Genomic DNA, 21199 nt, shown 5'->3' on the forward strand with positions numbered 1-21199 from the left:
ATCGACGAGAGGACCTGTCAGGTGCCCCCTGCGCGCCAGCCGGACGAACGCTTCGCCAACCCGGTGATCCCCGGCTTCCACCCCGACCCCAGCGTCTGCCGCGTCGGCGACGACTACTACCTGGTGTGCTCCAGCTTCGAGTACTTCCCCGGCATCCCCGTCTTCCACAGCCGTGACCTGGTGCACTGGACGCAGATCGGCAATGCCCTGGACCGGCCCGAGCAGTTGCGCCTGCCGGCGGACATGCCGTCCTCCGGAGGGATCTACGCCCCCACCCTGCGCCACCACGACGGCCGCTTCTGGCTGATCGTCACCAATTGCAGCGAGGGCGGCGGCAACTTCATCGTCACGGCCACCGACCCCTCCGGACCGTGGTCGGACCCCGTCTGGGCGCCGGGTGTCCCCGGCATCGATCCCGACCTGGTCTGGGACGAGGACGGCACCTGCTGGTGCACGGTCGCCGGGGTCTCGCAAGTCCGTATCGACCCGTCCACCGGGCAGACGTACGGAACGCCGCACAAGCTCTGGTCCGGCGGACCCGGTGCCAAGGCCCCGGAGGCGCCGCACCTGTACCGGATCGGGGACTACTGGTACCTGCTCATCGCCGAGGGCGGCACCGAGCGCGGCCACGGTGTCTCGATCGCCCGCGGCCTCAGTCCCGCCGGCCCGTTCGAGCCGTGCCCGGCCAACCCGATCCTCACCCACCGCGGCACCGACCGCCCCGTCCAGAACACCGGGCACGCCGACCTGGTCCAGGGCCCCGACGGCTCCTGGTGGATGGTGCTGCTCGGCGTCCGGCCGGGCGGCGGCACGCCGGGCTGGCACGTGCTCGGCCGGGAGACCTTCCTGGCCCCCGTGACCTGGGTGGACGACTGGCCGGTCGTCGGCGAGGTCACCCTGGACCTGCCCGAGCTCCCGTGGCCGCTCTCCCCCGGCCCGGCCGAGGAGCAGCGGGACGACTTCGAGCTCGCCGAACTGCGCCCGTCCTGGATCTCCCTGCGCGACCGGGCCGCCGAACACTGCACCACCAAGGAACGTCCCGGCTGGCTGACCCTCCGCGCGCGGGCCGGTTCCCTGGACGAACCCGACGTGGTGTTCACCGGCCGGCGCCAGCAGCACCTCGCGTGCCGGGCGCGCACCCTGGTCGATCCTTCCGAGGGGCGCGGCGGCCTCGCCGTCCGGCTCGACGAGCAGCACCACTACGCGATCGAGGCGTCCGGTACGAAGGTGCGGGTCGTCGCGCACGTCGGCTCCCTGCGCACGGTCGTGGCCGCGCGGTCCGTGCCGGCCGGGCCGGTGGTCCTCGTCGTCACGGTCACCGAGCCGCCGTCTCCGCACGGACCGTGCACCGGACCCGACGTCGTCTCCCTCGGCGTCGAGCAGCCCGACGGCACGTACACCGTGCTGGCGACCCTCGACGGCCGCTACCTGTCGACCGAGGTCGCCGGCGGCTTCACGGGCCGGGTCATCGGCATGTACGCCGCGGCGGGCACCGTCCACTTCGACTGGTTCGACTACGAGCCCCTCGACGGCTGAACCAGGCCCCGAGAACGGCACCACACACCTCACCCGACGAACCTGCGGCGGCAGGTGTGGCCGGCGACGGCGTCCTGCCGCTGCCGGCCACGGACCGGATCACCCGTACGACCCACCGAAAGGCATGACACATGAAGGACATACGACCAGCCGCGCGTCACCGCAACCGCGGTCCCGGACGCCTGGCCGGCCTGCTGATGGCGCTGCTCGTCGTCCTGGGGCTGGCCGGCAGCACCGCGATCGCCGCGCCCGGCGGCACGGCACAGCAGGCACGCGTCACGGTCAAGGTTCCGGCCCGCGCCCTGGACGCCGTCGCCGCGATGCAGCCCAGCTGGAACCTGGGCAACACCCTGGACGCGATTCCGGACGAGACGTCCTGGGGCAACCCCAAGGCCACCAGGGAACTGTTCAAGACCATCCGGGCGGAGGGCTTCCGCAGCGTCCGCATCCCGGTGTCCTGGCATGACCACCAGTCCACCACCGCGCCGTACAGCGTCGACGCCGCGTACATGAGCCGCGTCAAGGACGTGGTCGACTGGGCGCTGGCCGAGAACCTCTACGTCGTGCTCAACGTCCACCACGACTCATGGCAGTGGATCGAGAAGATCGCCACCGACCACGACAACGTGGTCGCCCGCTTCGACGCCCTGTGGACCCAGATCTCCGCGACGTTCCGGAACGAGCCGCGCACGCTGCTCTTCGAAGGCGTCAACGAACCGAACTTCAGCAACGCCACGGCCGCGCAGAAGACGCAGTTCATGGACGAGTTGAACACCTCGTTCCAGAAGGTCGTCCGCGCTTCGGGCGGCGGGAACAAGACTCGCCTGCTCGTCCTGACCACACAGGTCGGCACCCCGTCCCAGGACCTGATGGACGACCTGTACGCCACGATCACGGCGCTGCGCGACAGCAACCTGGTCGCCACCGTGCACTACTACAGCTACTTCCCGTTCAGCGTGAACATCGCGGGCGGCACCCGGTACGACGACAACGCCCGCAACGACGCGGAGGACGTCTTCGCCCGCATTCACCACACCTTCGTCGCCAGGGGCATCCCCGTCTACCTCGGCGAGTACGGTCTGCTCGCGTACCCGGACGACAACCACCCCTCCCGCATCGAGCGGGGCGAGGCGCTGAAGTACTACGAGCACGTCGGACACCTGGCACGCGCCGCGGGTGCCACCACCGCCCTGTGGGACCCCGGCTTCGCGTACCTGAACCGCGCGACCCTGAAGTGGCGCGACCCCGCCCTCTTCGCCTGGATCAAGTCGAGCTGGACCACCCGCTCGGGAACCGCCTCCTTCGACAGGGTCTACCTGGCCAAGTCGAGCCGGATCACGCCCCAGTCGCTCACCCTGAACCCGAACGGCACCAAGTTCCGGGGGCTGTGGCACGGCGACACCAAGCTGGCCGAGGGCCGGGACTACACCGTCTTCGAGAATCGGCTCACCCTCACGGCACCGGCCCTGACCCGGCTGGCCGGCGATCGCGCCCACGGGGTCGACGCGACGCTCCAGGCCCGGTTCTCCAAGGGGCTGCCCTGGCAGATCGACGTGGTCACGTACGACACCCCGGTGCTGTCGGACGCCACGGGCACGGCCGAGCAGTTCGCCGTTCCCACGAAGTACCTGGGAGACGACCTGGCGACGATGGAGTCCACGTACTCCGACGGCACCAACGCCGGCCAGACCGGCTGGACTCCGTACCAGGAGTTCAACCAGTCCTTCCGGCCGGACTTCCGGAACGGCACGATCATCCTCACCACCGCGTACCTGAAGGCACTGCGTGACGGCGATCCGGCCACGCTGACCTTCCACTTCCACAGCGGCGCCAAGGTGAAGTACAAGGTGACGAAGTCCGGCGACTCGGTCACCGGTACGGCCGTCAAGGAATCCTGACCGGTCGGCCCTCGCCCTGGTCGCCCACCTCACCGGGCGACCAGGGCACTGTCGTCTCCGCGCGCCGCTCCAGAAGCACAGAAGCCCAGAAGCCCAGAAGCCCATCGAAGCGGATCGAAGCGCATCGACGTACCATGGACACGCGCTCTGGATGGAGCTAGGGTCGGCATGCATTTCCTGCAAACATGATCCGCACGCATTGTCGAAGCGCTTCACAAGGCTGGGAGAGCTGGATGGTAACCCTCGCCGAGGTCGCCCGGCACGCCGGAGTGTCGGCCAGCACGGTCAGCTACGTGCTCAGCGGCAAGCGGTCCATCTCCGCGACCACCCGGCTGCGGGTCGAGCAGAGCATCCACGAGCTGGGATACCACCCGAACGCGGGCGCGCGGGCCCTGGCCAGCAACAGGTCGAACGTCATCGCGCTGATGATTCCGCTGCGCACCGACATGTACGTGCCGGTGATGATGGAGATCGCCGTCGCGGTCGCCACGACGGCCCGGACCCACGGGTACGACGTGCTGCTGCTGACCGGCGAGGAGGGTCCCGACGCCGTCCGCCGTGTCACCGGCAGTGGTCTCGCCGACGCGATGATCCTGATGGACGTCGAACTCGACGACGAGCGGCTGCCGTTGCTGCGTGGCACCGACCTGCCGGCCGTACTGATCGGACTGCCCGCCGACACCTCGGAACTGACCTGTGTCGACCTCGACTTCAAGGCGACGGGCGCGCTGTGCGTCGAGCATCTGGCGACGCTCGGCCACCGCGACATCGCCGTCATCGGCGAGGCCCCCGCGGTCTACGAACGGCACACCGGCTTCGCCGAGCGGACGCTCTACGGACTTCGGTCCCGAGCGGCGGAGCTGGGCATCAGCGTGCTGCACCGGCCGTGCGAGGGCGGCTACGACGCGACGGCCGGCACCCTCGCCCGCATCCTCGACGAGCGCCCGGGCACCACGGGGTTCGTCGTGCAGAACGAGCAGGCGGTCGAGCCCCTGCTCGCCCTGCTGCGCCAGCAGGGCCGCGCCGTGCCCGAGGACGTGTCGGTGGTCGCGGTCTGCCCGGACCAGGTGGCCGTCCAGGCCTCGGTGCGACTGACGTCGGTCTCCATCCCCGCACAGGAGATGGGCCGACAGGCGGTGCAGCGACTGGTCGCCAAGCTCGAAGGCCGCGGGACGGACGAAGTGGTGCTCATCGCACCCGAGTTGACGGTGCGCACGAGCACGGGGTCGGCGCCCTCGACCGTCGCCTGAGCAACGCACCGCGGGCCGAGGCCGACCGCGCCCGAGAGGGACGCGGACCGACCTCGGCCCTGGTGTCGAATCAGCCGCCGTTGACGGTCAGACTGTGGGTGTTGAAGTCGAGTCCGCCGGCCGACGAGGTGATCTCATAGCCGAACTGGACGTCACCGATGGTCTCGCTGCCCGGCATCCAGCCCTTGGTGTAGGCGATCCAGTTGAGAATCGGCTTGATGTCCACGGTGCCGGAGCCGGAGTCGGACGTCCGCAGGAACGAGAACACCTGGTTCGACCCGTTGGTGCCCTTGTAGACGTTCCAGCTGTGGCCGCCGAGCGTGACGTTGGCCTGCCAGGTGCCGATCGGACCCACGGCACCGTTGTCGTTGACCCAGAGCATGATCTCGTACTGATGGTCGGTGTCCCAGATGTCGTACGACGTGTTGTACGCGCCGGACGACGGGACACTGACGTTGTAGCTGCTGGTGAGCCGGGCGAGCGAGTCGATCGTCTTGTTGATCGACTTCGTCGAGTTGGGGTACGACTTGATGCCGCCGGTGTTGGGGTGGTCGGCCCAGACGCCCCAGCCGGTACCGGAGTTGGCCCAGGTGCACTGGCTGCCCGCGCCGGAGCCCCAGATGTTGTTGTAGAGCGTGTAGCCGTCGAGGCTGGTGCTGCCCCACTGGTCGCAGGTGTTCCAGAGTGCCGCCGAAGCGGGGGCGGCGGCGAGACCGACGGTGGCACCGAGAGCCATCGCCGGCGCCAGCACCGCCATCGTGATCTTGCGAATCGTGCTCGTGGCCATGGGTGTCCCTTCCATGGGTGGGGAATTGTGGGGGGGGGGCTACCACGCCTCCATGCTGAGGACGTGGTCCTCTCCGGCGACGAGATCGATCGGCTGCGCGTCACCGGAAGAAGTCCTGAGTTCGATGCGGACCGTGCGAGTCGGCTTCAGAACCGCCGTCGCCCGGCCCGGCGCCCAGGTCAGTTCGACCTCGGCTCCGAACCGCGTGCGTACGCCCGTGAGCCGGCCCGCCGGGAGAGCGGGCGGCAGCGCGGGCAGGAGGACCAGTCGGTGGGGAGTCGACTGGAGAAGCGTCTCGATCAGTGCGCCGGGCAGGGTGTGCGCGGCGTCGGCGTTGTAGACGTGGCGGTTCGGGTAGTGGGCGCTCATCAGGGAGGCGTGGAAGAAGTCGCCGTCCAGGACCTGGCCGAGGGCGTGGGCGACGCGTTCGCCGTCCCGGAGCCGGGCCGCGATGAGCGCGTGGTGGAGGTGGCCGTGCGCGGAGTCGTTCTCGGCGCCGCGCAGTTCGAGGGCGCGGTGGGCGGCCGCGGCGAGGTCGGGGGTGTCGTAGGGGGTGATCTCGTCGAGCGGCCAGGCGCCGTACAGATGGCTGAGGTGGCGGTGGTCGTAGGAGTCCTGCAGGCCGGGCCAGGCCCATTCGGCCAGGGCACCGTCGTCGTTGATCCGGTGCGGCGGGAGCCGGTCGGCGAGCGCGCGCCAGCGGCCGGCGTGCTCCGGGTGGTAGTCGGCGGCCGTGAGCAGCGCGTGCCGGGCCGCCGACAGGTCCATGGCCGCGTTGATCGTGCCCCAGCTCGCATTCGCCGGACGGTTCTCGGGCGAGTAGGAGGGGACGACGACCACCTGGCCGTCGTCGTCGGTCCGGGTGAGGAAGTCCTCGTAGAAGCGGGCGACTTCGGCGAGGGCGGCAGCGGTGTGCGGGTCGCGGCCGCCCCGGGTCTCGTCGTGGTCGACGAGCGGTTTGAGCAGCCAGTCGGCGCCGGCGGTCCACAGGTGCAGGGGGTACTCGCGGTTGAAGTGGTACGAGTGGCCCGACTCGCCGTCGGTGTGACCGGGGGCGACCACTCCCCGCGTCCCGAAGATCACGCGGGCGTTGTCGCGCCAGTCGGGCAGCTGACGCCGGATCAGCGCCGCGTGGGCCTCGGTGACCTCGGGAAGTGCGGCGGCCGGGGCGGAGGCGGTCTGGAGGTTGAGGTTGGCGTCGTTGGTGAACGCCCCCGACCAGGCCGTGTTCCAGTCGCCGGTCCACAGTCCGGTGAGCCGGGGCGGGAAGAGGCCGCTGGCGGACAGCAGGTGGTAGCGGCCGGCCGCGAACAGCCGCTCCAGGAGGGCGGGGTCACGCGGGCGCTTCAGCAGCTCGGAGCCGGGCAGCGCCCGTTCGGCCGGGGCGGCGGCGAGGTCGAGGGTGACACGCTCGTACGCGGTGCGGTGGAGGGAGACATGGCGGTCGAGGAGCTGGTCGTACTCCGTGGCCAGCTCGCGCAGCGCGCGGCCCTCCTCGGTCACGTCGAGTTCGCCGGTGTGCCGCCTGACCTTGGTGAGGAGCAGGACGGACCGGGCTCCCTCGATGTGCGCGCCCGGAGGGGCGAGGGCCGTCGTGCCGCCGGTGACGACGATCAGCGTGACTCCGGTGAAGGCACGATCGCCCTCGGGGTAGCGGGCGCGCAGGCTGAGCAGGGCGCCCTCGGGGGTGAGGACGGCGCCGTGGCCGACGGCCAGCCCGGCGGGAGCACCGGGGAGACGGTGGTCGAGGGAGACGTCGAGGGTGAGGCCGGGCGCCGTCACCTGCTGGACGATCACGTCGTCGGCGCGGGAGACGAAGACCTGGCTGGTCCAGTCGGCGCGCTCCGCCCGGACGACGCCCGTGGCGAAGTCGACGGACCGGCGGTAGCCCTGCCCCTTCCTGGACGGCCCTTTCCTGAGCTGCCCCTTCCTGGACGGCCGGTGCAGCCGGATCTGGAAGGCGGGATGGAAGGGCCGAACCCACTGGAGCGGACGGCCGTCGGTGAAGTTCTCCGCGGCGGTGCGGTCGCCCGCCAGGAGGCGGTCCTGGAGGGCGGGGAGCTCGGCGGCGAGCCGCGGGGGCCGGGTGTCGCTGCCGTTGGGGCGCACCAGGGTGTGGTGTGTGACGATGACACGATCGTCGTTCGGATCGCCGAACACGAGGGTGCCGTGGTGGCCGTTGCCGCTGAGGAAGGCGTCCTCCCAGCGGGCGGCCGGCTGGGGCTCCCAGGTTCCGTGGACCGGTGTTCGATTCATGGCCGCAGCACCGCCACGTCGTAGCGGCCGAGGGTCACCCGATCGGTGACGGCCGTCCCCGTGAGCAGGTCGGTGTGGGTGCCGGGGACCTCGACGGTCACCTGCTCGCGGCCGTGGTTGAGCACGAACAGCGCTTCGCCCCTGCGGACGGCCTCGACCTGCTCGGGGAGGCCGTCGAGCACCGGCCGGACGCCCGCGCCTGAGGTGATCCGGGCCAGCAGGTCGCGCAGCCCCTCCGGCTCCGGGAGCGTGGAGACGTACCAGGCCCGGCCCTTGCGCAGGACGGCGGGCAGTCCGTCGAGTTCACCGCCCTTGTACGGCACGGTCTCGTCGGCGGTGCCGTCGGCCTCCAGTTCCTCGGACCACAGGGTTCCCCGGAAGCCCTCACAGGTGACGGTCTCCCCCTCGTCCAGGGGCCACCACTCGTGCAGGGTACGGATGCCGAACAGATCGCGCAGCCGGGTGTCCATGCCGCCGGGGCGCACCCGGTCGTCCTCGTCGGCGACGCCGGTCTGGAAGCCGCAGACGAGGGTGCCGCCCCTGCCGACGTGGGCGAGGAGGTTGTCGATCGCCGTGTCGGTGAGCGCGTACAGCTGCGGCACGACGACCACGGAGTACGGCGTCAGGTCGTGCTCGGGGTGGGCGAAGTCGGTGGTGAGGTGCTCCTGCCAGAGGGCTCGGTGCCAGGCGCCCAGCACGTCCGGGTACTCCGCCCGGTTCGACAGGCGGCCGTCCTGGGCGCCGGCCCACCAGGCGTGCCAGTCGTGCAGGACCACGATGTCCGCGGTGATGTTCCGGCCGGTCACCTCGGCACCGATCCGCTCGAGCTCCGCGCCGAGCCGCTTGACCTCCTGATAGGTCCGGCCCTCCTCACCGGCGTGGCTGACCATGCCGGAGTGGAACTTCTCCGCGCCCTGGCGGGACTGCCGCCACTGGAAGTAGCAGACGGCGTCCGCGCCCCGGGCCACCGCCTGGAGGGACCAGAGCCGGTTGAGGCCGCGGGGCTTGGGGTGGTTCACGCCCCGCCAGTTGACGGGCCCGGCCGCCTGTTCCATGAGCATCCACGGCCCGCGTGCCTGGGAGCGGGTCATGTCCTGGACGAGGGCGCCGCTCTGGGCGCCCAGCGGGTCGCGCGGGTCGGGGTAGATGTCGACGGACACGACGTCCTCCTCCGCCGCCCAGCGCCAGGCGTCCTGGCCGATCCACAGCGGCATGAAGTTGCTGGTGACCGGCAGGTGCGGGGTGTGGCGGCGGACGATGTCCCGCTCCGCGACGTAGCACTCCAGGAGCATGTCGGAGGTGAAGCGCCGGAAGTCCAGGACCTGGCCGGGGTTGCGCATGTAGTGCGGCAGGCGCGGCGGCAGGATGCCGTCCCAGGTGTCGTAGCCCTGGCTCCAGAAGGCGGTGCCCCAGGTCTCGTTGAGGGCGTCGAGGGTGCCGTACCTCTCGCGCAGCCAGCGGCGGAAGGCGGCCGCGGCCTCGTCGCCGTAGTCGAAGGTGCAGTACTCGTTGTTGATGTGCCACATCGTCAGGGCCGGGTGGTCGCCGTAGCGTGCGGCGAGGTCCTCGGTGATGGCGGCGGCATAGCGCCGGTAGGTGGCGCTGGAGTGCGCGAAGTGCTGCCGGCCGCCCCACCACTCGGTGCGGCCGTCCTCGGTGACGGGCAGGGTGTCGGGGTGGAGCCGGCCCATCCAGGGCGGGGGCGAGGAGGTGGGGGTGGCGAGGACGACGCCGATGCCGTTCGCGTGCATCAGGTCCATCAGCGTGTCCAGCCGGCCGAACTCCCTTGCTCCCGGTTCCGGTTCCAGCATCGACCAGGAGAAGACACCGAGGGTGACCGAGTTGACCCCGGCCGCCTTCATCAGGCGTACGTCCTCGTGCCAGGTCTCCTCGGGCCACTGCTCCGGGTTGTAGTCGCCGCCGAAGATCAGGCGGCCTCGTGTCGCGTCGCTCAGGCCGGGCATCAGACGGGCTCCCCGTACTGCACGCCGCGCCCGTTGGTGGCGAGGTAGACCCGGCCGTGGACGCGTGGATCGCCGGTGACGGCCGTGCCGGTCCAGCCCCACTGGTGCTGGTCGTCGTTGATCCGTGTCCAGGTCCTGGCCTCGTCGTCGGAGCGGTGGACGGCGGTGAAGTCCTCGATCCCGCCGACCATGTAGATCGCCGGGTAGGAGGCGCCCTCGGCGGCCTTGCCGAAGCCCAGGGTGTGCGAGGCCCGGCAGCTGCCGACCCTGGTGAAGGCGGCGCCGCCGTCGGTGGAGCGGTAGAGCCCGTTCGCCTTGGCGCTGAGCCACAGGTCACCGGAGCGTCCTGGGGCGGCGGCCAGCTGGAACCCGGCGTCACCGGAGCTCAGGCCGGTGGCCCGGGCGGTGAAGGTCAGGCCGCCGTCGGTGCTGGCGTGGAGCGTGCCGGCGGTCGTGTCGAAGGCGTAGAAGCGCGCCGGGTCCACGGGGTCCGCGACCAGGACGGCGCCCTTCGGGAGGGAGGTGACCTCGGACCAGGTGGCGCCGTTGTCCGCGGAGCGGTGCGCCGGGTGCAGGGTGCCGTCCCAGTGCGCGAGGGCCCACAGCAGCACGCTGCCGTCGGCGTTGCTGACGATCAGGCCGGGCGCGTCCTCGGCGGCGGCGGGCTGTGCCTCGAAGGGCGCCCAGGTCTTTCCGCCGTCGTTCGACCAGGCGCCGTTGCCGTTGTCGCCGGAGCCGGTGCGCACGACGTACGAGGGCTTGGCCGCGGCCTGGGCGAGTCCGGTGGAGGACCCGAACACGGGGTTCGTGGCCAGGCCGCGCGACGGCGAGGCGGTCAGTCGCTCGTGGTAGAGCACGCCGATGTCCCGCGACCCGCTGATCAGATGGGCCTCTCCCGTCGGAGGCGACAGGAGCTGCACCACGGACGCCTCCTCGAGACCGCGGATCTGCGGGGCCCAATGCTTGAGGTCGCGTGTGCTGTAGAGGGTGGCGCCGGTGCCGTGGACGACGTGCTGCGAGTCGTACGGGTCGAGGCCGACGGCCTGGATCCACCAGCCGAACTTGGGCTTGTCCTTGCCCCATGTGAGGTAGGGGGTCTCGGAGACGTCGAGGACGGCCTCGTCCTTCAAGGACTTCCAGGTGTGGCCGCCGTCGGTGGAGCGGAAGACGGTGTCGGTCTCGGCCCAGCGGTTGTTGGTGGACACGACGAGCGTCCCGGCCCGGCCGGCGTCGACGGCGACACCGCCGTAGCCGAAGGCGTCTGTCCCGCCCTCGCTCGTCGTGCCGCCGGGCTTCACGGGGGTGACCTCGGTCCACTTCCCGTCCGTCGTCCGCAGCTTGTGCACGCTGCCGTCCGACTGCCCGTTGGGGCCGGGGGCGTTGGCGTACGTCAGGTAGAGCTCGCGGGCGCGGTGGTCGTACGCGGCACGGATCGGCACCTTGGCGGCGCCACCGGCGGGCTGCCCGGGGACGGGCTCCCAGGTCTTCCCGTCGGACGTGCGGTACAGGTTCGGGCTGCCCGCGGTGCCGTCGGAGTCGCCCCAGCCGGCATAGACGCCGCGGCCCGCGGCGACGAGGAGGGTGATGCCCTGGCCGGTGGCGCTCGGGGTGGCCGGGAAGCTCACGGCCGTCCAGGTCGCGCCGCGGTCGGTCGACCTGAGCAGCCCGTCGTGCCGGGTGCCGAGCCACAGGGTGTCGCTGTTCCGTGGGTCGACGAGGAGTCGTTCACCGCAGCCCCGTCCGTCCTCGTTGGCGCCGAGCTTCACGGTGAGGTCGGTGCGCTTCCAGGTGGCTCCCCGGTCCTCGGAACGCAGCACTGCTCCGTTGCCGGCCCAGGACTGGGTGTAGGTGCCGAGGGCGAGCCAGACCCGGTCGGGGTGGGCGGGGTCGAGGGCCATGGCCTCGACCCCGAGCAGGTTCGAGTCGTCCCAGCCGAGGTGGTCGGTCAGCGGGATCCACCGGTCGGTCCGGTCTTCCCAGCGGTAGGCGCCCCCGATGTCGGTCCGCGCGTAGGCGAGCCCTCGCACCGACGGGTGGAACAGCACCCCGGTGATGAACCCGGTGCCGCCCATGACGGCGTTGCGCCATCGGTAGCCGCTCTTCGCGGCGGCCGCGGGAGCCGCGGGGACGGCGGCCCGAGCCTGCCCCGAAACCGCCGGCAAGGAGACGGCGGCGACGACGGCGGAACCGGCGAGAACGGAGCGTCGGCTGAGATGGAACGTGCTCATGACATACCTCGGTCGTTACGAAGGGGGAAGTCGAGCTGGGATCAAGGGCGCGGGGGCCCCGCGCGACCAGCCGGCCGGAGCCGCGGAGGGCATACGACGGACGGCACGGCGGCGGGACCCGGACCCACGGGCGTCAGCCCTTGATGGCGCCGGTGAGCATGCCCTTCTTGAAGTGCCGCTGGACGAAGGGGGAGGCGACCGCGACGGGGATCAGGGCGAGGACCATGACGGCCATCTGCAGCCCCAGGGCGGAGAGTTCACCGGTGCGGACCGCCTGCTGGAGGCCGGTCGGCGCCTCGGTGTTCTTCTGGACCAGTTGGATGAGCACGTTCTGCAGCGGCATCATCTCCTGGTCGGTCAGGTAGATGGAGGCGTTGAACCAGGCACTCCAGTAGCCCACCGCGTAGAACAGCGAGATGACGGCCAGCACCGCGCGCGACAGCGGCATGATGATGGTCAGCAGGATGCGCAGATCACTGGCCCCGTCGATGCGGGCGGACTCGGTGAGCTCGGGTGAGATCCCCATGAAGAAGGCCCGCAGGACGAGGATGTTGAAGATGCTCACCGCGCTCGGCAGGACCAGCGACAGATAGGAGTCGGTGAGGCCAAGCGACTGCACCAGAAGGTACGTCGGAATGAGCCCGGCCCCGAAGAACATGGTCGCCATGATGAACATCAGGAAGAACCGCTGGCCCAGACTGCCCGACCGGGACAGCCCGTAGGCCGCGAGCACCGACACCGCCATCGAGAACAGCGTGCCGAAGAGCGTGACACCGACCGAGACCATGATCGCCCGGCTGACCTGGCCACCGCCGAGCAGTTCGGTGTAGTTGACGAAGGTGATGCCCTGAGGAATCACGACGAGGCCGCCGACCCGGTCGATCACGGGTTTGGGAGAGAGGCTGGTGACGATCACGATCCACAGCGGACCGAGCACGGCCAGGCAGCAGAGCAGGAGGAAGCCGCTCTTGGCGGTGATTCCGGCCTTGCTCGGCGGCTCCTCCCACACAGGGCGAGGGGGAGCCTTGAGGCTGCGGACGAGTTGCGTGTTCAGGCTCACTTCTTGTACACCCCCTGCTCGCCCAGCAGGTGAGCGAACTTGTTCGCACCCAGGACGAGACCGACACCGATGAGTCCCTTGGCCAGGCCGACGGCGGCCGCATAGCTGAAGTCGCCGTTCTGGAGACCCACGTTCCACACGTATGTGTCGAGGACCTCGCTGGCCCCGGCGCCGACCGCGTCCCGCTGGAGCAGGTACTGCTCGAACCCGACGCTCAGCGCGTCACCGACCCGCAGCACGAGCAGCAGCGCGATCACCGGGCGCAGCGCCGGCAGCGTCACGTGCCACATGCGTCGCCAGCGCCCCGCGCCGTCCATGGCGGCGGCCTCGTAGAGATCGGTGCTGACGGCGGACAGGGCCGCGAGGAAGACGATGATCCCCCAGCCGGCGTCCTTCCACACGGCCTGCGCGGTGACCAGATACTTGAAGAGGTCCGCGTTGGTCATCAGGTCGAAGCCGCTCCACCCGTGGTCCTCCAGGGTCTGGGCGATGAGGCCCGCGCCGCCGAACATCTGCTGGAAGACGGTGATCACGAGGACCCAGGAGAAGAAGTGCGGCAGATACATGATCGCCTGCGCGACGGCCCGCACCCGGGGCCGGATCACACTGTTGATGACCAGGGCGAGAGCGATGGGGACCGGGAAGAACAGCACCAGTTGGAGCACGAACAGAACGAGGGTGTTCTTCGTTGCACTCCAGAACAGCGGGTCTTCGACCATCCGCTGGAACTGCTCGACACCGACCCACGGGCTGTGGAAGATCGCCGTGATGCCGTTGTCGGAGACGTACGGGTCGTACTCCTGGAACGCGACGACGTTGCCGAGCAGCGGAACATAGTGGAAGAGCAGGAGCAGGACGATGACGGGCAAGGTCATCAGGATGAGCGTGCGGTCACGGCGCAGCCGGATCCGGAACGGCACCTTGCCGACCTTCTCGGCCCTGCGCGGCGCCCGCGCCTTCGCTCGCGCGGCGGCGACCTCGACCGTCCCCTCCTCGACGGCCCCGGCGAGATGCGTCCCGTCGGGCTTGCTCCCGGTCGTGACGGACATCAGTTGCCACTGCCGTTCTTGTCGAGAAGCTCCTTGTACCAGTCGCGCAGCTTGTCTCCGCCGGAGGACCGCCAGGTGGAGATGGCGGCCTGCACGTCGGACATCTTCTTGTTGCCCCGGACGTAGTCGATCTGCAGCTGCTCGTGCTGGCTGCGGAGGTTGGCGTAGCGGGAGGGCTCGATGACCTTCATACCGTAGGTGGACCCCTTCTTCATGAAGGCACCCATCCGCTGCTGGTACTCGGCCTGCTTGCGGGCGACGTCGGGGAAGTCGGGGTGCGCGAAGTAGGGAGCCGGGGCCGCCAGCATCCCCCAGGCGTTGATCACTTCGGAGTTGCCCTGGTCGCTCTTGACCGGCACGCCGTCCTTGACCGTGTAGTGGGTGCCCTCGACGCCGTAGTCGACGAGCATCCGCTCCTTGGTGCCGTAGGGCGCTGCCGCGAAGTCGGCCGCGGCGAGGGCGTTCTCCACGGTCTCCTTCGAGGCGCCCTTGCGGATCATCGACCAGATGTTGGCGGGCGAGGACGCGTACAGCGTCGGGTTGCCGCCGTCGGCACCGAAGATGTCCATGGCCTCGATCTTGAAGTCCGGGTTGGCCGCGGCCTGTTCGGCGGTCTTCACGTACCAGGCGGAGGAGTCGCTGACCCAGGTGAGGATCTGTCCGGAGGTGAAGCGCTGGCCCGCGTCGCCGGAGCGCGCCCTGTCGTCGGGGTGGACCACACCGGCGTCGAACAACTTGCGGGTCCACTCCAGGGCTTCGAGGTATTCGGGCCGCTCGATGCCGTACCGCAGCTTGCCGTCGTCGTCGATGTTCCAGTCGGGGGCGGCACCGAAGATGGACCCCGAGATCCAGGACAGGTCACCGCAGGCCCACACCTTGGCCTTGGCGCTGGTGGCGTCCTTGGCCCAGCTGAGGAACTCATCGGCCGACTTGGGTACGGAGTACCCCTTCGCGTCGAAGATGTCCTTGCGGTAATACGGCGTGATCATGCTCGCGGGGGCGGAGGGCATCGGAATGCCGCGCAGCGCCCCGCCGAAGATGCCCATGCGCCAGGAATCGGACGGGATCGCGGCCAGGTTCGGGTACTTCTTGGCCTTGTCGCCCTGCAGGTAGGGGCCGAGGTCCATGAACTTCGCGGTGACCGCGTTCGCGATCTTGCCGTCGAGGATCCAGTTGGGCACGACCACCAGGTCGGGTATGGAGCTGGAGGCCAGGACGGCTCCGAGCTTCTGCGCGTAGGTGTTGCCGTCCTGGTTCTGCCAGGTGACCGCGGTGCCCGCAGCAGCGTCGACCGCCTTGTAGTAGTCGCATCCGGGCTTCGGCGGGGTGCCCCAGAGCGGGGACATGACCTTGAGGGGGGCGCCGGTGCCGAGCTTCTGCGGGACCGCGGTGACGAGGGCCGCAAGCTCGAGCTTGCCGGTGTAGCCGGCCGAGGAGCCGTTCTTCGACGGAACGTCCGGCTTGGCGACCGTGCTGGCCACGTATGTGGGGAGCAGCTTGTCGGCGGCCTTGCCCGTCGTGGCACCCTCTCGCGAATCGCCTTCCGAACCGCCGCTGCAGGAGGTGAGCAGGGGGATCCCCCCGGCCACTGCCGCGGTGGCGATTGCCGTGGTGGCGAGAAAACTTCTCCGGCTCGGTCCGGAGGAGGCGACATTCGGCGTCATTGCGTCAACCCTTCGTGGCGCAGCTGGACACCCGGCGGTGGGCCGTCGGCTGCGGTGTCATGACTGGAACTGGCTGAGCTGAAAGCGGACATCCGACCACTGCTGTGCGTATTGCAGTCGAAGCGCTTCGATGTTGCTGCGAGGTTAAGTGAAGGCTCATGGACGCACAAGAGTCGGTTCCAAGATTCCTCCGAGGTCTTGCCGTAAGGGCCTTTCCACGCCCGCTGCTTCATGGAACGGTGGTGCCCCTTGACATGCCCCTTGACACTCACCCTGATGTCTGACGAGCATCGAAGCGCTTCGAAAGTACTTGATGCGCCATTTCTAGGAGATCCCAGGTGTCCGCACACACTCCGCACACGCCGCCGCCTTTCCGCGATCCGCAGCTGCCTTTCGCGAAGCGCATCGACGACCTTCTGTCGCGGCTCACCCTCGATGAGAAGATCGACTTCCTGCACCAGTTCGCGCCGGCCGTGGAGCGGCTCGGCGTCGCCGCCTTCCGCACCGGCCAGGAGGCCCTGCACGGCGTGGCGTGGATGGGTCCGGCCACCGTCTTCCCGCAGGCGGTGGGCCTGGGCGCGACCTGGAACACGGATCTCGTACGACGGGTCGGCGAGGCGGTGTCCAAGGAGGTCCGGGCGATGCGCGCCCGCGACGACCGCGTGGGACTGAACGTCTGGGCCCCGACCGTGAACCTGCTGCGCCACCCTCTGTGGGGCCGCAACGAGGAGGGCTACTCGGAGGACCCGAAGCTCACCTCGGCCATCGCCACCGCCTACACGCACGGCCTGCGCGGCGAGCACCCGACGTACTGGCGCACCGCGCCCGTCCTCAAGCACTGGCTGGCCCACAACAACGAGACGGGCCGTGACGTCCTGTCCTCCTCGGTCCGCCCGCGCGTCCTGCACGAATACGACCTGCGCGCCTTCCGCGAGACGGTCGAGGCGGGCGCCGTGGCCGGTGTGATGCCGGCGTACAACCTGGTCAACGGCCGCCCGAACCACGTCTCGCCGTATCTGCGCGAGCAGCTGCGCACCTGGACCGACGAGGAGCTGATGGTCTGCTCGGACGCGGGCGCGCCCTCCAACCTGGTCGACTCCGAGCACTACTTCGACACCCACGAGGAGGCGACGGCCGCTTCGCTGCTGGCCGGCGTCGACAGCTTCACCGACCACGGCACCGACAGTTCGAAGATCACCGGACGGCTCCGTGGCGCCCTGGAGCAGGGCCTGCTGACCGAGTCGGACCTCGACGCGGCGGTCCGCCGCCAGCTCTCGGTCCGTTTCCGCCTCGGCGAGTTCGACCCGGAGCACGACCCGCACGCGCTCACCACGGACTTCGACACCCCGGCCCACCGGGCCCTCGCCCAGGAGGCGGCCGAGCAGGCGGTCGTGCTGCTCAAGAACAGCGGTGACCTGCTGCCGCTCGCGCCCGGCACCCGGCTCGCGGTGGTCGGCCTGCTCGCCGACGAGTGCAAGGGCGACTGGTACAGCGGCACGTTCCTGCACCGCTCCACGCCGCTGGAGGGCCTGTCCGAGCGGTTCGGCCCGGAGCACGTGCAGTTCGCGGAGGGCGTGGACCGGATCCTGCTGAAGACCTCGGCCGGAACGTTTCTGCATGTCCCCGAGGCGGACGCCGAGGACGAGGTGCGCGGCGCCGAAGGCGCCCTCGACCCGGCCCTGCTCGCGGGCCGGACCGACCTGCCCCCGCTCACCACCGACGACGCGATCGGCACCGAGTTCTCCCTCGTCGACTGGGGCGAGGGCGTGCTGACCCTGCGCGCCCCCGACGGCCGCTATCTCTCCGTCGCCGAGGACGGCCTTGTCCGAGCCTCCGCCGACCAGCCCGGCGGCTGGGTCGTCCAGGAGACGTTCCGCCTGGAACCACATGAGAACGGACACCTTCTTCGGCACATCGGTACGGGTCACCCCCTCTCTGTTGCCGCCGACGGCCTGAAGGTTGCCGCCGGGAACGGCGAGATCTTCGAGATCGTCGTCGTCGAAAGCGGCGAGGACGCGGTGAGCAAGGTCGCCTCGCAGGCGGACGTGGTCCTGGTGGTCGCGGGCAACGATCCGCACATCAACGGACGCGAGACCGAGGACCGTACGACCCTGGCCCTCCCCGCCCACCAGGAGCGCCTGCTGCGCGCTGCCCGCGCGGCCAACCCGAACACGGTGCTGGCGCTGGTGTCGGCGTACCCGTACGCGGTCGATCACGCGGAGGTCCCGGCGCTGCTGTGGACGGCCCATGGCGGCCAGGCGGCCGGCAGCGCCCTTGCCCGGGTCCTGGCCGGCGACGTCTCCCCCGCCGGACGCCTCCCGCAGACCTGGTACGCCGACGACTCCGACCTGCCCGACCTCCTCGACTACGACGTGATCGGCGGCCGCCAGACGTACCTCTACTTCGAGGGCACGCCTCTCTTCCCGTTCGGCCACGGCCTGTCGTACGCGTCCTTCTCCTACGAAGGCCTCACGACGCGCGTCGAGGACGGGACGCTGCACGTGTCCTTCACCGTCGCCAACACCGGTGAGGTCACGGCGGACGAGGTCGCCCAGCTCTACACGCGGACCGTGGAGTCGTCCGTGCCGCGGCCCCGCAGGGAACTGGCCGCGCACCAGCGCGTGACGCTCGCGCCCGGCGAGGTCACGGAGATCGCCTTCCGGGTGCCTCTGTCGGCCTTCGCGTTCTGGGACGTGGCGCAGGGACGTCAGCGGGTGGCACCGGGCCTCTACGAGATCCTCGTCGGAGGGTCCAGCGAGGACATCCGCCTGGATCAGACCGTCGACCTCGACGGCGAGCCGTCCCTCCCCCGGCCGGTCATGGTGGGCGGCCTGGACGCGGCGGACTTCGACGAGCAGAGCGACACGGAGATCGTGGACCGCACGAAGACGTCGGGTGACTCCGTCACCCCTGTGGCCGGCCGAAGGGGCGAACTGGTGTTCCGTGACGGTGACTTCGGCAAGGGTGCCGCCGGGATCACGGTGGAGGCCTCGGGTGAGGGCACGGTCGAGTTCTCGCTGGGTGACGGTCCGGTGCTGGCCGTGCTCACGCTCTCCCCGGGTTCGGCCGGGCCCTACGACTACACCACGGTGAGCGCCCCCGTCGTCGCGGCTGCCGGTGTGCACGACGTCCGCCTCGGGCTGCGCGGCCCGGTGCGGCTCGCGCGCGTCGCGTTCTCCGACTGAGGTCCGCACCGACCCCCTGCGCACGGGAGTCGACACGCAGGAGTCCGGCACCGGAAGGCTTCGGTGCCGGACTCGGCTTCTTCAGGCCTGCGTTCGAGACGCTCTTCGGGCGAATGTCACCGGTCTTCCGCGGCAGACCCCGGTGCGGCGGCGAGGACGCGGACGTCCCAGGCACCGAGCCGCACGGGCGTACCGGCCGGGACCACGCTGCCGTCCAGGGCGTCGGTCAGGCCCACCGGGGCCTGGGCGGTGGCCGGCTGCCAGTTCCAGTTGTGGACGACATGGACGCGCCGGCCGTCGGGGGCGGTGCCGGTGGCGACGGTGACCGAGTCCGGCAGGTCCTGCCATCCGCTGCACGGGGTGGGCGTGAGCCACGCGGCGAGCGCGCGCGCCAGGTCACGGCCGGGCACGGTGCCCACGCACGTGACGCGGCCCGCGCCGTGGCGGCGGGTGGTGACGGCGGGCCAGCGCCCGAAGTGCGGGTGGTCGTACGCGGCCAGGACGTCGGCGTCCTCGACGGCCAGGCCCTCCACCCAACGGGTGGCCACCGCGTCGGCGGGCAGCCGGAGCGGGCTGTCCGGTGGGGTGTGCAGTGGCACGTCGGCGTGCAGGTTGCTGAACTCGTCGTAGCGGACGCCCGCGGCCCGGACCAGTCGCGCCGGTGTCACCTCGTGGCGCGCCCGCGCCTCGTGGTCGCCGTAGCCGGTGCGGGGACCGAGCACGAGGTGGCCGCCCGCCTCCGCGTAGGCGCCGAGCCAGTCGAGCATCCCGTCGTCCGCCACGTACAGCGCGGGAGCGATGAGCACGGGGTACAGCTCGGCCGCCGACTCAGGGGTCATTCCCGGGCGTTCGCGGTGCGGGTCGTGCAACTGGCGGGCGTGCAGGATCCGTATCTGGCGCCCCGCCTCGAACGCGCCCCGGTAGAACGGCTCGAAGATGCCCTCGTAGGCACCCGCGTCCGGGCCGCCGTCGGGGCCGGCGAGCGGCGGATGCTTCTGCATCAGCCACCGGCTCGGCGCCGAGTACACCATCGCGATGTCCGCGTCCGGCGTGATCCCGGCGACCAGTTCGCCGGCACGCTCGAACTCGACGCCCAGTCGGGCGATTTCGCGGTACGCGCGCCCGGGCCGCCCACTGTGCGGGAGGACCCCGCCCCAGTACGTCTCGGTGCCGAAGTGCAGCGTGTGCCAGTGCCAGTACTCGATCATGCGGGCCCCGCGTGCGACCAGCGCCCACGCGGCCTGCCGCCACTGCCCGTCGAAGGCCGGCCGGTTGTCCGAAGTGCCGCCGATCGCCTGGGCGTTGGTCTCCGTGATCAGGAAGGGCTCCTGACGCGAGGAGTAGATCCGGTCTGCGCTGTGGTGCAGCGCCCACGCCCCGTACGCCATCCACTGCTGCGGCAGCTTCTCCCGCGGCGGCTCGGGCATCGTAAGGCTGTCCTGCATGTCGTAGTACGGGTTGCCCGCGGTGACGTCCAGGCTGTCGGTGAGCTCGTCGTCCTCCAGGCCGGGCAGGCCGTAGGCAAGGCACGAGGTGACGAACTGGCCGGGCTTCGCGCACTCGCGCACGATGCCGGCCTGCCAGGCGATGAACTCGGTGGTCTGACGCGCCTGGAACGCCCGCCAGGCCAGGTCGTACTGGGGCTGCGCGTTGCCCTCCGGGGTCCACAGGTCGGCCCAGGTGGACAGTCGGTGCGACCAGTACACCAGCCCCCACTCGCGGTTGAGGGTCTCCACGTCGCCGTACCGCTGCCGCAGGTCGTCCACGAAGCGCTGGAAGACGCCGTGGTTGTGCGGGAGTCGCGGGCCGGGTTCGTTGTCGACCTGGAAGCCGATGACCGCCGGGTGGTCGGCGTAACGGGCCACGATCGCGCGGATCACCCGCTCCGCGTGGAAACGGAAGGCCGGGTGCGTGAAGTCGACCTCCTGCCGGGCGCCCCACGCGGCGCGGCGCCCGGTGGCGTCCTCGGCGGCGATCTCCGGGTACTGCCGGGCCAGCCACGGCGGCACCGCGTAGGTGGGAGTCCCGAGGAGGACGGCGATACCGCGCTCGTGGGCGCCGTCCAGGACGGGTTGCAGCCAGTCGAGTTCGAACCGGCCGTTCTCGGGTTCCCAGGTGGACCAGACCGACTCGCCGACGCGGATGACGGTGAACTTCGCCTCCGCCATGAGATCGAGGCCGGTCTTGAGCCGCTCGTACGGCTGGTACTCGTGGTAGTAGGCGGCGCCGAACAGGACGCGCGCGGGCAGATCAGTCATGCGGGGCCCTTCAGGGACGTAGGGGTTCCGGCCGCCCCCTCGGCGGATCACGGATCGTCGAAGC

Annotated in this window: 12 protein-coding genes; 4 read left to right on the forward strand and 8 right to left on the reverse strand. The window is 70.5% G+C overall.

Annotated elements, in window-relative coordinates; translation table 11 throughout:
- Positions 1-21 precede the first annotated feature (21 nt).
- From E0F75_RS02640 to E0F75_RS02650, 3 genes are all read left to right on the forward strand, one after another.
- On the forward strand, positions 22-1536 hold the full coding sequence (locus E0F75_RS02640) for a glycoside hydrolase family 43 protein (RefSeq protein ID WP_229312445.1): 1515 nt from the start codon (positions 22-24) through the stop codon (positions 1534-1536).
- Positions 1537-1667: 131 nt separating this feature from the next.
- On the forward strand, positions 1668-3434 hold the full coding sequence (locus E0F75_RS02645) for a cellulase family glycosylhydrolase (RefSeq protein ID WP_187620765.1): 1767 nt from the start codon (positions 1668-1670) through the stop codon (positions 3432-3434).
- Between the two features lie 233 nt (positions 3435-3667).
- Positions 3668-4684 (forward strand): LacI family DNA-binding transcriptional regulator, encoded by a 1017-nt coding sequence (locus E0F75_RS02650; RefSeq protein ID WP_187620766.1) that lies wholly within the window; start codon positions 3668-3670, stop codon positions 4682-4684.
- A 70-nt stretch (positions 4685-4754) separates the two neighbouring features.
- Here E0F75_RS02650 and E0F75_RS02655 read toward each other — a convergent pair whose 3' ends face one another.
- The 7 genes from E0F75_RS02655 to E0F75_RS02685 form a co-directional block, all read right to left on the reverse strand.
- On the reverse strand, positions 4755-5471 hold the full coding sequence (locus tag E0F75_RS02655) for a hypothetical protein (RefSeq protein WP_187620767.1): 717 nt from the start codon (positions 5469-5471) through the stop codon (positions 4755-4757).
- Positions 5472-5510: 39 nt separating this feature from the next.
- The gene (locus E0F75_RS02660) at positions 5511-7727 is read right to left on the reverse strand and encodes a glycoside hydrolase N-terminal domain-containing protein (protein ID WP_187620768.1); all 2217 of its coding nucleotides are present in this window, start codon (positions 7725-7727) and stop codon (positions 5511-5513) included.
- A complete protein-coding gene (locus E0F75_RS02665; RefSeq protein WP_187620769.1) occupies positions 7724-9691 on the reverse strand; it encodes a beta-galactosidase in 1968 nt (655 codons plus the stop codon). The genes E0F75_RS02660 and E0F75_RS02665 overlap by 4 nt, the downstream gene beginning before the upstream one ends.
- Positions 9691-11919, reverse strand: a complete 2229-nt coding sequence (locus E0F75_RS02670; protein ID WP_187620770.1) for a sialidase family protein — start codon at positions 11917-11919, stop codon at positions 9691-9693. Before E0F75_RS02670 ends, E0F75_RS02665 begins: the two co-directional genes overlap by 1 nt.
- A gap of 133 nt (positions 11920-12052) precedes the next feature.
- Positions 12053-12979: a carbohydrate ABC transporter permease gene (locus tag E0F75_RS02675; protein WP_187620771.1), complete on the reverse strand. Its 927-nt coding sequence runs from the start codon at positions 12977-12979 to the stop codon at positions 12053-12055.
- Positions 12976-14028 carry a sugar ABC transporter permease gene (locus E0F75_RS02680; protein ID WP_187620772.1) on the reverse strand — a complete coding sequence of 351 codons (1053 nt, stop codon included), beginning with the start codon at positions 14026-14028 and terminating at the stop codon, positions 12976-12978. Before E0F75_RS02680 ends, E0F75_RS02675 begins: the two co-directional genes overlap by 4 nt.
- Positions 14028-15692, reverse strand: a complete 1665-nt coding sequence (locus E0F75_RS02685) for an extracellular solute-binding protein (RefSeq protein WP_187620773.1) — start codon at positions 15690-15692, stop codon at positions 14028-14030. Before E0F75_RS02685 ends, E0F75_RS02680 begins: the two co-directional genes overlap by 1 nt.
- 338 nt (positions 15693-16030) lie before the next feature.
- On the opposite strand from E0F75_RS02685, the gene E0F75_RS02690 reads away from it, so the two are divergent.
- The gene (locus tag E0F75_RS02690; protein ID WP_187620774.1) at positions 16031-18877 is read left to right on the forward strand and encodes a glycoside hydrolase family 3 protein; all 2847 of its coding nucleotides are present in this window, start codon (positions 16031-16033) and stop codon (positions 18875-18877) included.
- Between the two features lie 116 nt (positions 18878-18993).
- Here E0F75_RS02690 and E0F75_RS02695 read toward each other — a convergent pair whose 3' ends face one another.
- A complete protein-coding gene (locus tag E0F75_RS02695; protein ID WP_187620775.1) occupies positions 18994-21135 on the reverse strand; it encodes a beta-galactosidase in 2142 nt (713 codons plus the stop codon).
- Positions 21136-21199: the final 64 nt, after the last annotated feature.

It is taken from the genome of Streptomyces sp. CB02980 (genome assembly GCF_014451325.2).
In the GTDB taxonomy this organism is placed as follows: Bacteria; Actinomycetota; Actinomycetes; order Streptomycetales; family Streptomycetaceae; genus Streptomyces.